Raw genomic sequence first — 14,502 nt, forward strand, 5'->3', positions numbered from 1 at the left:
TAAAAAAATGCGCCTATCACTCGTTCCTATCGTTGTCTTGACTGCTTCAACAACCCTGAGTACAGCAGATTCCGCCCTGGCGATCGCCGAGCAAGTTGCCCCAGAGAGAACCGCTTTGACCCAAGAAGCCTCAATCTCCGCTACTGACAATACCATTGAGCCTGATTTGAGTGTACCTTTCACCAAAACCCAAGAAAAATTCATTACCTCCATTGGCGATCGCGAAACCGAAAGATTGCCCGAGGAACTGGCAACGATGCCGGAAAATGAATCCATTCTCCTGAAAAGTCCAGAATTTTTCCAAGCATCGGAGCAAACTTGGGAAATTAAAAGTATTGAAATCCTTGAAACTGAAGCAAGTGAAGCTATCCCCGCACCAATCCCAGGGCTAACTAACTTAGTTGAAGCGCAAACCTCAGAAACGCCTTTAACGCTTTCCTTATTTCCCGAAATTTCCCAGTCACTTTCTCAGCCAGAGGCGATCGGCGATCGCGAATTAGTTCAAGCACTGCCAGACTCTGCTTTAGAAGGGGAAGAACTCACCCAAGCAACACCAGACTTTCCCGTAGATTCTCCTTTAGAAAATGAGATTCCCACGGCACCACCAAGCGAAGCCGAACCGCAAGTCCTCGTTTCAGAAGTGACCGTAGAAGGTAGAGGATTAACCCCAGAACTCGAAGAACTTGTTTATAACACCATTAGCACCCAACCCGGCAGAACAACCACCCGAGGGCAACTCCAAGAAGATGTTAACGCCATTTTTGCGACAGGATTCTTTGCCAATGTCACCCAATCCCCAGAAGATACGCCATTAGGGGTGCGAATTTCCTTTCGAGTCGAAGTTAACCCCGTTTTAAGTCGCGTCGTGGTGCGAAATCTTCCTCAAGGAGTGAACGAACCGGCAATTGCTCAAGAGGCGATCGATGAAATTTTTGAGGAGGGATATGGAGAAACCCTCAATCTCCGCAACTTACAAGAAGGAATTATCAGGTTAAACGAGTGGTATCAACAAAACGGCTACGATCTTGCCCAAGTCCTAGACAGTCCCAACGTTAGTGATGATGGGGTTGTTACCTTGGTCATTGCTGAAGGGATTATCGAAGATGTTCAGGTTCGCTTTTTTACAGAAGACCAAGAAGAAGTAGACGGTATAACTCGTCCCTTCATCGTCACCCGAGAAATGCAGCTTGCACCGGGTACCGTATTTAAACGAGAAACCGCTCAAGCCGATCTCCAGAGGATATTTGGCTTGGGACTCTTTAAAGATGCGCGTTTATCTTTTTCTCCTGGCACGAATCCCTCTCAAGTCATTGTTAATGTTGATGTAGAAGAAAGCAATACTGGCTCGATCGCCGCCGGTGCCGGGATTAGTTCCTCAACAGGCTTCTTTGGGACAGTAAGCTATCAACAGCGCAATGTCGGCAGCAATAATCAGCAACTCACCAGTGAATTACAAATCGGAGAACGGGAAATCTTATTCGATCTCAGCTTCACCGACCCTTGGATCGCCACAGATCCCAACCGCTTGTCCTATACTGTGAACGCCTTTCGCCGACAATCAATTTCTCTAATTTTTGATGGAGGAGGTACAGAAATTCGCCTTCCCAACGGCGATCGCCCTCGCGTCGTCCGCACGGGGGGAGGAATCACCTTCAGTCGCCCCCTCTCTCCCGATCCCTTTACAAAGCCCGAGTGGACGCTTTCCGGCGGATTCCAGTATCAAGGAATATCCATTCAAGATGCCGATGGAGATCTCAGTCAATTTGACAGTTCCGGCAATTTACTCTCCTTTTCTCCAGGGGGAAGCGATATTTTAGCCCTCCTGCAATTCGGCGCAGTTCGGGATTTGCGAAATAGCGCCCTGGAACCCACCGAAGGTTCTCTCTTACGTTTGGGCATGGATCAAAGTATTCCCATTGGTGCGGGAACCATCTTATTTAACCGTTTGCGAGCGAGTTACAGTCATTACTTCCCCGTGGATTTCATTAACTTTACCGAAGATCCCGATGCGCCCCAAACCCTCGCCTTTAATCTTCAAGCGGGAACCATTATCGGAGATTTGCCCCCTTATGAAGCCTTTAGTTTGGGGGGAGCAAATTCCGTGCGCGGGTTTGCGGAAGGAGATGTGGGTAGCGGTCGTTCCTATTTTCAAGCTACGGCAGAATATCGCTTCCCGATTTTATCTTTTGTCGGGGGGGCGTTATTTTTAGATTACGGAACCGATTTGGGCACCGGCAATGATGTTCCAGGGAACCCTGCTGGGGTGCGAGGTAAGCCAGGCAGTGGTTTTGGCTATGGCGTTGGGGTTCGCATTCAGTCTCCTCTCGGACCAATTCGGGTTGATTATGGCTTTAATGATGATGGCGATAGCCGCCTGCATTTTGGTATTGGACAGAGGTTCTAGGGAAAAGATTAATGCTGAATAATGAAGGACATGGAAAGGACAATTGGGGAATCTTTTGTGCGATCGGGGGTAGGGCTGCATTCGGGTCATAAGACGACGGTGCGGGTTCTCCCTGCGCCTTCTGGGGCGGGACGCTATTTTGTGCGGACGGATCTACCCCAGAAACCGAAAATTCCCGCTTGCTTGCCTTCTGTGGCTCAAACTGCCCTATCTACGGAGTTAGAAGGGGAAGGGGCAACTATTCGCACGGTGGAACATTTGCTGGCGGCTTTGGCAGCAAGCGGCATCGATCATGCTTGCATTGAAGTTGATGGGGGGGAAATTCCTTTGCTGGATGGATCTGCCCGAAACTGGATGGAGGCGATCGCGGCGGCGGGTTTTCGGGACTTATCGCCTGAGACAAGTGTTAAGACAAATCTCAATGTTGTGGAAATTCGCGAACCGATTTCCGTACAAGAAGGAGACGCATTTGTTACCGCCATGCCTGCCAGGGAAACTCGTTTTACCTACGGCATCGATTTTTCCTATGCTCCCATTGGCAATCAATGGTACAGTTGGAATCCCGAAGTTGAAGATTTTGCTGGCGCGATCGCCCCTGCCCGTACTTTTGGTTTTGCCGACCAAATCGAGCGCCTGCGTCAAGGAGGACTGATAAAAGGGGGAAGCCTTGATAATGCCTTGGTTTGCGATACTGAAAAATGGTTGAATCCACCTTTAAGATTTGCAAATGAACCAGTACGGCATAAACTTTTAGATTTAGTGGGGGATTTAAGCCTATTGGGAAAATGGCCGAGAGGACATTTCCTCGCTTATAAAGCCAGCCATCATCTACACGTTCGACTTGCGAAGGCGATCGCGCAGTGTTTGTAGATGTGCCTTGACAGTCCCCCATTGACCCCTATCATATTGGCGCTAGGAGTTCAAGCAATAAGAGCAGGAATAATGACAATAGCAACTGAAACAAACCCCAAAATCACCCCCGTGCCAGAAACCGACCCAGATGGCAATGCCAAGCCATTACCCGAAGCGATCGTCATGGGGATCGAAGAGATTCAAAGTCTTCTACCCCACCGCTATCCCTTTGCTCTAGTGGATCGCATTATCGAATTCGTCCCCGAAAAAAAAGCGGTGGGGATTAAAAATGTCAGCATTAACGAACCCTTTTTTCAAGGTCATTTTCCCACTCGTCCGATTATGCCTGGGGTGCTGATCGTTGAAGCAATGGCTCAAGTGGGGGGACTAATTCTCACACAAATGGACAATAGCGGTCGTTTATTTGTCTTTGCCGGCATTGATAAAGTTCGTTTTCGTCGTCCGGTCATTCCTGGCGATCGCCTCGTTATGACGGTGGAACTCCTTCGCATCCGAGGCGGTCGTTTTGGCAAAATGCACGGTCGCACGGAAGTAGACGGCCTGTTAGTCACGGAAGGCGAAATGATGTTTTCCTTGGTAGACTAATCCCTGAATGGTGCAAGCTGAATTTGCCGGAGTAACTCCCTTGAAAACTTTAATTCATCCGAGTGCTGTCATTCATCCTCAAGCCGAACTGCATTCTACGGTTCGAGTCGATCCCTATGCCATCATTGGCGAAAACGTGAAAATCGGTGCGGGAACTCGTATTGGCGCTCATGTTGTCCTTGAAGGTCCGACAGAAATTGGGGTAGACAATCATATTTTTCCGGGGGCGGCCATCGGACTCGAACCTCAAGATTTAAAATATAAGGGGGGATTGAGTTGGGTCAAAATTGGTGATGGTAATCGCATTCGGGAATATGTCACCATCAACCGCGCAACGGCGGAAGGAGAAGCGACAACCATTGGCAGCAATAATTTAATCATGGCCTATTCTCACGTCGCCCACAATTGCAAAATTGGCGATAAGGTGGTGATTGCTAATAATGTGGCCTTAGCGGGTCATGTGGAGATTGAGTCTAGGGTGGTCGTTGGGGGGGTATTGGGTATTCATCAATTTGTTCGCGTTGGCACAATGGCGATGTTGGGGGGCATGAGTCGCATCGATCGCGATGTTCCTCCCTATATGTTAATTGAGGGCAATCCAGGGCGGGTGCGATCGCTGAATTTAATTGGTTTACAACGAAGCGGACTGAGTGAAGAGGAGATGACTTTATTGAAAAAGGCGTTTCGGATGCTTTATCGTTCGGATCGCTCTTTTAATGATGCTCTCAAAGAATTAGATTTGCTGGGAGATAATTCTTATTTGGCGCATTTGCGATCTTTCCTAAACGCTTCTCTGACTCCCGATCGCCGGGGTCCGATTCCAGGCAGTCAAAAAGCAAAACGTTAAACAATTATCACGGGTTATCAATTACCCATTACCGATCGCAATGCGTATTTTTATCAGCACGGGTGAAGTTTCCGGAGATTTACAGGGATCCCTCTTAATTAAAGCCCTCAAGGGTCAGGGAGAGCAACGAGGAGAGGATTTAGAGATCGTTGCTTTGGGGGGCGATCGCATGGAAGCAGCCGGGGCAACTTTGATTGCCAATACCGCGCCGATTGGTTCGTTTGGTCTCATTGAATCCCTTCCTTTTGTGTGGGAAACGATAAAAATTCAACGCAAAGCAAAGCAATATTTACAACAAAATCCTCCCGATCTGGTGATTCTCATTGATTACCAAGACCCGAATTTGGCGATCGGTTCCTATTTGCGAGATAAATTCCCCGATTTGCCGATTATTTATTTTATTGCGCCCCAAGCCTGGATTTGGTACCCCTTGGGTAGTAAAGTGAATACGCTGGTTCGCATTACCGATCGCGTTCTGGCGATTTTTCCGGAGGAACAGAAGTTTTACGCACAACGCGGGGTGCCGTCTGATTGGGTGGGTCATCCCTTCATCGATCGCATTCAAACCGCACCAACGCGAGACAAAGCGCGGTTGCGTTTGGGTATCAAACCGGAACAAACGGCGATCGCCCTGGTTCCCGCTTCTCGCCGACAAGAAATCCAGTATCTTCTCCCGCCTATTTTTGCGGCGGCTCGCCAATTACAAGCTAAAATTCCCAAGGTACATTTTTGGATTCCTCTGGCTTTAGAACAATATCGCGATGCGATCGAGCAAAAAATTCAAGAATATCAATTACAAGCAACGGTTTTAGAAGGCAAAACTTTAGAAATTTTGGCGGCTGCGGATCTGGCCATTACCAAATCGGGAACGGTTAATCTCGAACTGGCTTTGTTAAATGTGCCTCAATTGGTTGTCTATCGCTTTCATCCTTTGAATGCCTGGATCGCGCGGAAGATTTTTAATTTTTCGGTTCCTTTTATCTCTCCGGTTAATTTAATGAATATGGAAGAAATTGTTCCAGAATTATTTCAGGAAGAAGTAACACCAGAACGCATTTGTCAGGAAGCACTAGAGTTATGGGAAAACCCCAAAAGACGCGATTTGATTCTCTCTGGATATCAGAAAATGCGGGCCAATATGGGAGAGTTGGGGGTTTGCGATCGCGCTGCTACAAAAATATTCAATCAACTCTCAAGGAACAATGGAAAAAAGCAAAAGATTAGTCTCTCTTGATGTCTTCCGAGGTATGGCGATCGCCAGCATGATTCTCGTCAATAATCCTGGCAGTTGGAGTCATGTTTATCCCCCCTTACTTCATGCAGAATGGCATGGTTTTACCCCTACCGATCTCGTTTTTCCCGCTTTTTTGTTCATTGCGGGGGTAGCAATGGCTTTTTCTTTACAAAAGTATCTCGATACAGAAAATACCCATTCTGAGCAACTTACTGCTAAAGTTTATTGGCGCATTGCGAGACGCTGCGGCTTGCTATTTTTACTGGGTTTATTATTAAATGGATTTCCCACCTATAATTTACCCGAATTGCGAATTATGGGAGTTCTACAGCGCATTGCTGTTGCTTATTTCTGTGGTGCAATGGCAGTATTGCATTTATCCAGAAAATGGTTATGGGGATTATCTGTTTTTATATTAGTGGGATATTGGCTGCTGATGATTTTCATTCCTGTACCTGGAATGGGTGCGGGAGAACTAACTCCTGATGGGAATTTTGCCGCTTATTTGGATCGTTTAGTGTTAGGAGTGCCGCATTTATACAAGCAAGCTAATTTCGATCCAGAAGGTTTATTTAGTACCCTTCCTGCTGTTGTTACCGTCTTATTCGGTTATTTTACAGGAGATTGGTTACGTTCTCAGCCACAAAAATCAAGAACGAGTTTGGGATTAGTTGCTTTTGGAATTTCCGGTTTATTATTGGGGTCTTTATGGGGAGCATTTTTTCCTATTAACAAGCAATTATGGACGAGTTCCTATGTTTTGTATAGTGCTGGCTGGTCGTTACTTTTGCTGGCATTTTGCTACGAACTAATCGAAGTTCGCAATATTAAACGCTGGGCATTTCCTTTTAAAGTAATGGGATTAAATGCGATTTTTGTGTTTGTTATTTCTGGTTTTGTCGTTCGCATTCTCTATCGCACTAAAATTGGCACGGGAGATGATGCACCGAGTACCTATAGTTGGTTATATCAAACCCTTTTTGAACCTTGGGCAGGTTCTTTAAATGGGTCTTTATTGTTTGCGATCGCCAGCGTTCTTTTCTGGTGGATAATCCTCTATTTCATGTATCGCCAACGTTGGTTTATCAAAATTTAAGCGGGTTTCCTGTAGGGACATTGCCTGCAATGTCCCTAGGAATTCCTAATAAGTTCCTCCAAATACTGTTGTGCTTCTTCTGGAGTCATCAATTTAGCTTCACCATCTTGCAGAATTTCGTATTGACCATTGCGAAATCCATGACCGGCGATCGCGCCTTCTTTAATGGCTTGATTTCCGAGTTCGTGTAGACGATTAAAACTCATCATATCGAGTTCATCATCCAGTTTTTGTCTGAGTTTTTCTTCTTCATTCATGAGTTTTCTACCTCAATTTTAGACACAATTTTATACATTTCGATCCCCCTAAATCCCCCTTAAAAAGGGGGACTTTGGGATTCTCCCCCCTTAAAAAGGGGGACTTTGGGATTCTCCCCCCTTATCAAGGGGGGCTGGGGGGGATCGAATCAATAACTAGCAAGTTGAGTTATATACACAATTTTATTCAATAGATAACATAGGCCGCATAAATAAACCATAAGTCGAACTACCGGGATCGGTATCCCGTTCTAATTTACTTTCAGCCCCATCAATTTGCAAGCGAATCAAATAATTTCCTGCTTTCACCTCCTTGACTGGGAAAAAAATGATTCTTGTATCCTGTTCAAAAGAATCAACTTCAAACAAATAAGATTTTGCCTCTTCTCTTGACCATTCATTGAGGGCAAGAATAACCTTTTGTTGAGGTTTAACATCCCAATTAATCTCAATGATTAGAGTTGCATTGCGTAAACCTTTGCCGATATCTATCAAATCATCAAGAGATGCGTCAATAATCGTTGGACGCAGGACAAAAGGAATTACATTCGATTTAACATTACGAAATTTTTCAATAGGATCGTTTTCACTCTCCTCATTATTATTGCCATTATTACCGATTTCGGTACGAAAAGGAAAACGATGAATAACTTGTAATTCTTGTATTCCTGCTTTTAAAAGTTCTTGAGGAAAAGAAGATAAAGATAATTTTATTTGATTTTTCTCTATATTTTCTGCCCTTGTTTCTGCGTCTCCAATGCGAACAAATACATCTTTTTCTTTTAAATTAGTTCCGCGAATAATAATCCTACTCTCTGCTTCAATGGGAACAAAACGACCATCTTGGTGCATAACATCTGTGACAGTCGGTTGATTAACAAAAGCACCAACCCCGCCAAATCTGTCTCCCATTGGTAAAGGTTTCGATCCGACTTCTTCTCCTTCAATCATCACAACACTTGCTTTATAAGCTAGAGAAAGATTATAGGCAGTTTGGAAAAATACCGACCAAATTTTAGAGAGGTCTTCAATTGTTAAATTAAGGGGTTGAAAAGAAACTTGTTCAACTTGATTCGTGAGTGTTGACTCGGTAAGATAGCCGAGGTTTGAGTCGGCTAGTGTATCGGCAATCATGTCTGTACTAATACTGGAACGATCGGTTAAAGTACGAATCACACTACCCAGTAAACGTTGAGGTTCTAGTTCTGCATCGTTACCATAAAAGCTAATCATATAGTGCATATCTAAAGCTGTTCTTGCTTTATTTGCGGCTAATCCTTGCCGATTTCTTCTTTGAATTTCTGCACTATTACCCCAAATAAAATTGGTAGGAACATGATACAAATAAAGATTTACACCTGTTTCGGGGGTAGCTGTCCCGATCGCATCTGGTCGTACCGTCGTCACTCTAGCCCCCTCTACATCGCCTTGAATGGCTGATTGTAGAAGTCTTTGTAAGGTGGCTGTAACTGTTGCGATCGCGAGATGATTACTCATAAATTTGTTTCTTTGCTGTTGATTTCCCGTTGCCTGTTGCCTATTCCCTGTTGCCTATTCCCTGTTGCCTTTTCCCTATTCCCTCTTGCCCCTTATTTCTTTTACGCTTGAACTAATCCGAGTCGCAGGGCTTTAACGATCGCTTGGGTGCGATTTTTGACCTCGAGTTTCGTAAAAATTGAGGACAAATGTGCTTTAACTGTTGCAACGGTGATATAGAGGTTTTTGGCGATCGCGTCATTGGATGCACCTTGCACTAACCAGTGTAAAACCTCTTGTTCTCGTTCGGTTAATTTTAGAGATTTGGCAATAGGCAGGGAATGACCCGCATAAAATTGAAAATGTCGGAAAAAGCGAGTGGCTACTTCAGGAGCTAAATAAATTTTATCATCAATGACCGTTGCGATCGCATTATACAATTGCGCGGCCAGGCAATCTTTAAAAACATACCCCATTGCTCCTCCTTGCATGGCGCGAAAAATCCAACTATCATCTTGATGAGAAGACAACACTAAAACTTTCCCTGTATAGGATAGTTCTTGCAGCCCGAGTAACGCATCAATACCATTATTTTCTGCCTTATTTTCTGAGAGTTCTAAATCTAATAAAATGAGAGTTGGTTGTTGTTTTTGGGTAACAGATAGCATTTGTTCGACGGTTGCGGCTTCCCCAATAATTTTAAATTTAAGTTCTCCGCGATCGTTGTAAAAATCGAGTAAAGTTCGCAACCCTTGACGAAAGCGTTGTTCGTCATCTACTAGCAAAATAGAAATCACTGGAGTTTTACGAGTCATGGTTATCGGGAAATAAAAACTGAGATTAAAGTTAAATTAAAGAGCAAATTAAAAAGTCAATTAGAGACAGAATTCTCCCAAAATCCCGATCGCACTTTGGGAACCTTGACGAGGTAATGTAAAACAAAAACGCGCACCTCCTTCTGGCATATTTTCCGCCCAGATTTTCCCTTGATGGCGATCGATAATATCTTTGGCGATCGCCAATCCTAAACCTGTTCCTCCAATACGTCTAGAATAGAAAGGAGAAAAAGCATTTTCTCGATCTTCTGGGGATAATCCTCTACCGCGATCGCAAATTTCAATTAATACTTCATCGGCTAAAATTTGCCAATTACAGAACAGTTTCTCATGTTCTGGACTAAAACTAATCGCGTTACAGAGTAAAACCTCAAAAACTTGTTTGAGTTGCCAGCGATCGATGGCTAAAATAATACCTTGGTCGGGATAAATCACTTTTATATTTTTTTCTTCTACTTGAGGTTGTAGCAAAGTCAGCGTTTCTTGAAGAATTTTTCTTAAATCGTAGAGTGCGGGATAAATTCGCATTTCGCGATCGCTATTAAGCAACCGTTTTAAATTATGACTTAATTCGCTAACACTATCTCGGATTCCTTGCGCTTGTTCTTGATATTTTCCTTTTGCTAAACCCAAACAGAGATTTTCTGCATATAAACCAATCAAAGCTAAGGGTTTTCGTAATTGATGTTTTCCTCGTTGAATCAGTTGTTCTAAAAAATCAATTTCTTCTCGCTGTTGGGTGACAGTTTGCATTAGTGCCATATAATTCTCTAAGAAGTTAATTTGCTGTTGAAGATAATGATATTCTGACTCTGATAAAGGCTGTTCTTTCCACAATAAAAAATATTCATCGGGCTTTTCTTGTCCGTCAAAACAGTAAATATAAATATAGTTTTTTTCTTGTGAATTTTCTGAGTTTAAAGCAATAAAATTAGATTCGATCGCAATCAATTGTAAAATAGGATGTGCGACTAATTGCCATTGGGTCCATTGTAGTTCAGGAAAATTGCGATCGAGCCAATTTTCTCCTTCTAGATAGCTTAAAAGTTCTCGATTTTCGCCTTCAGGAAGTATTGTTTGTTCTGTCTCGCTCTTTTTCAGAACAAACCGAAATGATTTACGTTCGTCTCCTTTTTGCTCTCGATAAACAATCCAAGTTGTAATACAAGACAAAGAAGAAGCAATATATTCGAGTTGTGTTTGACAAACTGAACTTAAATCCGAAGATGGAGACATTAGAGATAATTTCGCGTTTTGGCGATCGGAGATAAGAGAAGTCATCTCTGTATCAAAATTGGGGTCAAAATGGGAAGAATCTATTCAAAATCTGGGAGTTATTTCTATTAAAGACAAAAAAGAAACTATTTGGGGAAATTTAAGCATATTTTACAAATTATTTTACAATTGAACTTGCGTCATCTTTATTACTAAGTAGCCAAACTTCTTCTCGTCCCAGCGCAAGGGGTATTTCAGCGCGATCGCAAGCACGTTTGATTCGACGGCGAAATTCTCGCCCTACATCCCACTGTTTCAGGGGTTGTGTTGTAATCCAAACTCGGACGATCGCCGCGCGATCGGTGAATTCATCTAACCCTAAAATTTGCGGTTTTTCGAGAATGTATTCTTTCCAGTTGGCATCTTCTGCAAAATCTTCGCTGACTTGTTCTATTAAGGCGATCGCCTCATCAATATTAACACGATAGCTTAAGGGAATTTTGATATCGGCTTGAGAACGAAGACTGGAGAGATTAGAAACAATTTTAACTTCGCTATTGGGAATAGTAATTAAGCGTTGTTCTGTATCTCGCAGTTGGGTCATTCGCAGGCTAATATTTTCGACTAAACCAAATACATTTCCGACACCAATCACATCTCCAACCGCATATTGATCTTCTGCCAAAATCAAGAAACCATTAATAGCATCTTTGATCAAATTTTGGGAAGCAAGGGAAATCGCGACCCCAATTAATCCTGCCCCTGCTAGTAATGGTGCTATATTAACACCTAAACTGACTAAAGCCAATAGGATACCAATAATAGACAGAAAAATTGTACTAATACTTTTGGTAACACTAGAAATAGTAGAAATGCGCTGTTGTAATCTTTGAGTGCTGCGCTTGGGAATAAGTTCTGCACTTTGAATAAAAGCGGCAATGGAGCGATCGATGAGAACATAACTGAGTCGAACAAAAACATAAGTTAAAATTAAGATTGCACCTACTAATAAATATGATTTAATCCCCTCTAAAATCGTGATTTGCCAAAATCGAGTTTGAGGAAATAAAGAGAGAATCAGCAACGTTCCTATGGTCCAGAGAGCAATCTGAGAAAGTTGCCTGAGAATGCGGCGAATGGCACTTAAATTGCGGTATTGTCTTTGATTTAAACGAGTCGCGATCGGGGGTTCATCAAAAGGTTGAGAAGAGGGCGATCGCGCAAATTTAGCGGGTAAAATATTTAAAGCTAAACTAACCAGTGCGACCACTATAAAAATAATAATTCCCCGTCTTGCCTTTTTTCGCATTTGTTGGGGCTGACGTTCGGCTTTTGAGGCTTTTAAAGCATTGCTTATTTTTTCTTGTAAAGTTTCCGAGTAAGTAGTGGGATCGCTGCCTTGTAAGCGAGCATCGAGATGAGTTATGCTTAAAAGATAGCGATCGCTGACATAGAGAATGGGCAAAGATTGTGAGGTACGAATTTCAATTTCTACTTCTCGATCTGGGCTATTCAGATAATACTTTTGAATGTCCCACAGATTTTTTTGTACTTCCCGAACTCGTTGCGAAAGTTCTTCTTCCCCCCCTACAATAGGAAAAAGTGGTTTTCCATCTAATCTAATCCATTCGACAGATGTTTCCTTCTCAGTATCAAGAGGGAAAATTTCCGGTAGGGTGTTTTCAAGGGTTTGCGGTAAGAAAAGTTGTGCGGAAACGGGAGATAGACTGCTAATTCCTATCGTAACTATTAAAGTCAAGAGAAATAGACTCAAGATAGCCAGAAGGCGAGATTTTACTTGTTGTATTAGTCTTTGTTTGTCAATCATAAAAACTCGTTAATTTCAGCAATTTTTTCTAAAAAATCTTCTTCTTTGTGACCCAAAGAACGAGCGATTTTTAATCCTTCTTGCAAGGCATTTAAGGCTTGAGGATAATCTTCTAATTCTAGATAAATTTGTCCCATGCGATCGTAAATTTCCATAATTGAGAATTCATCGGTTGCATATTCTGCGGCTTTGATTTGTTCTCGATAAATCTCTAAAGCATAATCAAGTTGATCGTAAGTATAATACAATTCTGCCAATTTTTTGAGGGCATCGCTGGCGTAAGCGTAGTATTGATTAGCCCAAGCTAAACTAAAAGCCTCCTGATAGGTTGCGCTGGCGGTTTCTCCTTCACCAATGATTTCATAATCCCCAGCTAAAGAGATTTGTAAAGGGGGAATTTTGGCAATTAATTCCTTTTTTAAATACCCTTGTAACAATTCTATTTTAGTTTCGATCGCCTTTTCCGGTTGCTTGGCGCGATCGTAAAGATATGCCATCTGTTCCAAATAGCGTAAAATATTGGCATCGTCGAATTGCGATCGCGCTAATGTCAACAATTCTTTATAAACTTCTTCTGCCGCAAAATATTGAAACCATTCTAAATGAAGTTGCGCGATCGTGTTTAAAATTCGTTCTAACTCATTAATATCGCCTGTTTCTCGAACTCCCACTAAAATAAATTCGTACATGGCTAAGGCTTGAGGATAAAAGCGAATTCCCTCATAGGCGATCGCCAAAACATTAGCCAATTGAGAATCAAGTGTTTTCTTTTCCTCTGCGTCGGTTTGAATTTCTATGAGTCGTTCGCGAATGACAAATAAATCTTGATTGCGATTATTTTCCCAAGCAATTTTTCCCACTCTTCCCAATGCTGCAACTTCCTCCACTGCACCTAAATATCGTCGCAAGCGCAGTTCTCGATACCACATTGTAAAGGCACGATCTTTATCCCCATCTTCTGCTAAAAACTCGGTTTCTGCTTCTAAAGCAAATCGATCTAGGATCGGAATTAAATTGCGTTTTTCAGCATCGTTGAGAGGATTTGTTTCAATATCCGCAGGAAGAAGGGGATCGAGTTCGACAATTTCTAAAGGCTTAAATTCTTCTTCCTCCTGCTTATCCTTCTCCCGAGCCAGTACAATGTCCACAGGTTCGATCGCCAAACTCCCCGTTAAACAGGTAAAAATAATCAACGCGATCGCAATTTTCTTGTTCATACCAACCTCCAATCAATAACTGTTAATTATAGTTTTTGACCCTCCCCGCTCTAAAGAGACGGGGATTCGGAAGTAGTCCAGTAATGGACTCTTACAGGCGTGGTCAAAACGCCGCTACTGACTTCTTTAAGAGAAATTCCTAAAGTTGCCGCTACTTTTCTCAAAATATTCGCTGCTCCGTTGCAGTCAGCATTGACGAACAAACCATTCTGAGTACGATATAATCCCCGTTTAATTCGCTTTCCTGATGGCTTCCAGCTTTCGGGTTTTGCACCGAATGTCGGCAAGAAATCATCATCTAAAAACGATGCTTTCGAGGTGTAGCTTTCCTCAGTTTCGATGTACTCTATTCCATACAGTTCGCAAAGTTGCTTGATGCGTTCTTTGAGTTTAGCTGTAGGAATTTGAACAAACTTTTGATTGTTCTTTTTGCCGATATTGATACCGTTCTTTTGACCCTTGTTCCAGCCAAAAACAATGCGACCGATGCCATTTTCTAAGCAATGATTAATAACCAATCTCGCTGCTTTATTAACCGCATCTCTCATCTGACGGTTACGCTTTTCAGTGATGCGAGATAGTCTTTTAGACCAGAATCCTTGAGGTTTATTCTCCTTAATCGTCGCAATCTGTT

13 protein-coding genes are annotated in these 14,502 nt (G+C 42.8%); 6 read left to right on the top strand and 7 right to left on the bottom strand.

Translation table 11 applies throughout. The annotated features are described in order from the left end of the window. Positions 1-7 precede the first annotated feature (7 nt). The 6 genes from VB714_RS02030 to VB714_RS02055 all read left to right on the top strand — a co-directional run bounded on the left by VB714_RS02030 (position 8) and on the right by VB714_RS02055 (position 7,039). Positions 8-2,404, top strand: coding sequence for a BamA/TamA family outer membrane protein (locus tag VB714_RS02030; protein ID WP_323220659.1), 2,397 nt, complete (start codon positions 8-10; stop codon positions 2,402-2,404). A gap of 30 nt (positions 2,405-2,434) precedes the next feature. Further along, on the top strand, positions 2,435-3,274 hold the full coding sequence (gene lpxC, locus VB714_RS02035; RefSeq protein ID WP_323220661.1) for a UDP-3-O-acyl-N-acetylglucosamine deacetylase: 840 nt from the start codon (positions 2,435-2,437) through the stop codon (positions 3,272-3,274). Between the two features lie 72 nt (positions 3,275-3,346). After that, a complete protein-coding gene (gene fabZ / locus VB714_RS02040) occupies positions 3,347-3,862 on the top strand; it encodes a 3-hydroxyacyl-ACP dehydratase FabZ (protein WP_323220664.1) in 516 nt (171 codons plus the stop codon). Positions 3,863-3,902: 40 nt separating this feature from the next. Next, on the top strand, positions 3,903-4,709 hold the full coding sequence (gene lpxA / locus VB714_RS02045) for an acyl-ACP--UDP-N-acetylglucosamine O-acyltransferase (RefSeq protein ID WP_416309581.1): 807 nt from the start codon (positions 3,903-3,905) through the stop codon (positions 4,707-4,709). A 40-nt stretch (positions 4,710-4,749) separates the two neighbouring features. Then, positions 4,750-5,943: a lipid-A-disaccharide synthase gene (gene lpxB / locus VB714_RS02050; RefSeq protein WP_323220668.1), complete on the top strand. Its 1,194-nt coding sequence runs from the start codon at positions 4,750-4,752 to the stop codon at positions 5,941-5,943. Beyond that, entirely contained in the window at positions 5,912-7,039 is a 1,128-nt protein-coding gene (locus tag VB714_RS02055; protein ID WP_323220670.1) for an acyltransferase family protein, read from the top strand. The genes lpxB and VB714_RS02055 overlap by 32 nt, the downstream gene beginning before the upstream one ends. Positions 7,040-7,074: 35 nt before the next feature. Here VB714_RS02055 and VB714_RS02060 read toward each other — a convergent pair whose 3' ends face one another. The 7 genes from VB714_RS02060 to VB714_RS02090 all read right to left on the bottom strand — a co-directional run. Beyond that, the gene (locus VB714_RS02060) at positions 7,075-7,296 is read right to left on the bottom strand and encodes a hypothetical protein (protein WP_323220672.1); all 222 of its coding nucleotides are present in this window, start codon (positions 7,294-7,296) and stop codon (positions 7,075-7,077) included. Between the two features lie 183 nt (positions 7,297-7,479). Further along, positions 7,480-8,793, bottom strand: a complete 1,314-nt coding sequence (locus tag VB714_RS02065) for a DUF4255 domain-containing protein (protein ID WP_323220674.1) — start codon at positions 8,791-8,793, stop codon at positions 7,480-7,482. A 101-nt stretch (positions 8,794-8,894) separates the two neighbouring features. Then, complete coding sequence (locus tag VB714_RS02070; protein WP_323220677.1) at positions 8,895-9,587, bottom strand: response regulator transcription factor; 693 nt, start codon at positions 9,585-9,587, stop codon at positions 8,895-8,897. Between the two features lie 60 nt (positions 9,588-9,647). Further along, on the bottom strand, positions 9,648-10,889 hold the full coding sequence (locus VB714_RS02075) for a HAMP domain-containing sensor histidine kinase (RefSeq protein WP_323220678.1): 1,242 nt from the start codon (positions 10,887-10,889) through the stop codon (positions 9,648-9,650). Positions 10,890-11,001: 112 nt separating this feature from the next. Beyond that, on the bottom strand, positions 11,002-12,651 hold the full coding sequence (locus VB714_RS02080) for a mechanosensitive ion channel family protein (protein ID WP_323220681.1): 1,650 nt from the start codon (positions 12,649-12,651) through the stop codon (positions 11,002-11,004). After that, positions 12,648-13,868 (bottom strand): hypothetical protein, encoded by a 1,221-nt coding sequence (locus VB714_RS02085; protein ID WP_323220683.1) that lies wholly within the window; start codon positions 13,866-13,868, stop codon positions 12,648-12,650. Before VB714_RS02085 ends, VB714_RS02080 begins: the two co-directional genes overlap by 4 nt. Positions 13,869-13,918: 50 nt before the next feature. Further along, a partial coding sequence (locus VB714_RS02090; RefSeq protein WP_323220685.1) for a transposase occupies positions 13,919-14,502 on the bottom strand: 584 nt, incomplete at its 5' end.

The organism is Spirulina sp. 06S082, assembly GCF_034932145.1.
Taxonomy (GTDB): Bacteria; Cyanobacteriota; Cyanobacteriia; order Cyanobacteriales; family Spirulinaceae; genus CCY15215.

Bases quoted from the DNA above. Each gene is read 5' to 3' on its own strand.
- VB714_RS02030 (WP_323220659.1), top strand. From the start codon at position 8: ATGCGCCTATCACTCGTTCCTATCGTTGTCTTGACTGCTTCAACAACC.
- lpxC (WP_323220661.1), top strand. From the start codon at position 2,435: ATGGAAAGGACAATTGGGGAATCTTTTGTGCGATCGGGGGTAGGGCTG.
- fabZ (WP_323220664.1), top strand. From the start codon at position 3,347: ATGACAATAGCAACTGAAACAAACCCCAAAATCACCCCCGTGCCAGAA.
- lpxB (WP_323220668.1), top strand. From the start codon at position 4,750: ATGCGTATTTTTATCAGCACGGGTGAAGTTTCCGGAGATTTACAGGGA.
- VB714_RS02055 (WP_323220670.1), top strand. From the start codon at position 5,912: ATGGAAAAAAGCAAAAGATTAGTCTCTCTTGATGTCTTCCGAGGTATG.
- VB714_RS02060 (WP_323220672.1), bottom strand. From the start codon at position 7,296: ATGAATGAAGAAGAAAAACTCAGACAAAAACTGGATGATGAACTCGAT.
- VB714_RS02065 (WP_323220674.1), bottom strand. From the start codon at position 8,793: ATGAGTAATCATCTCGCGATCGCAACAGTTACAGCCACCTTACAAAGA.
- VB714_RS02070 (WP_323220677.1), bottom strand. From the start codon at position 9,587: ATGACTCGTAAAACTCCAGTGATTTCTATTTTGCTAGTAGATGACGAA.
- VB714_RS02075 (WP_323220678.1), bottom strand. From the start codon at position 10,889: ATGACTTCTCTTATCTCCGATCGCCAAAACGCGAAATTATCTCTAATG.
- VB714_RS02080 (WP_323220681.1), bottom strand. From the start codon at position 12,651: ATGATTGACAAACAAAGACTAATACAACAAGTAAAATCTCGCCTTCTG.
- VB714_RS02085 (WP_323220683.1), bottom strand. From the start codon at position 13,868: ATGAACAAGAAAATTGCGATCGCGTTGATTATTTTTACCTGTTTAACG.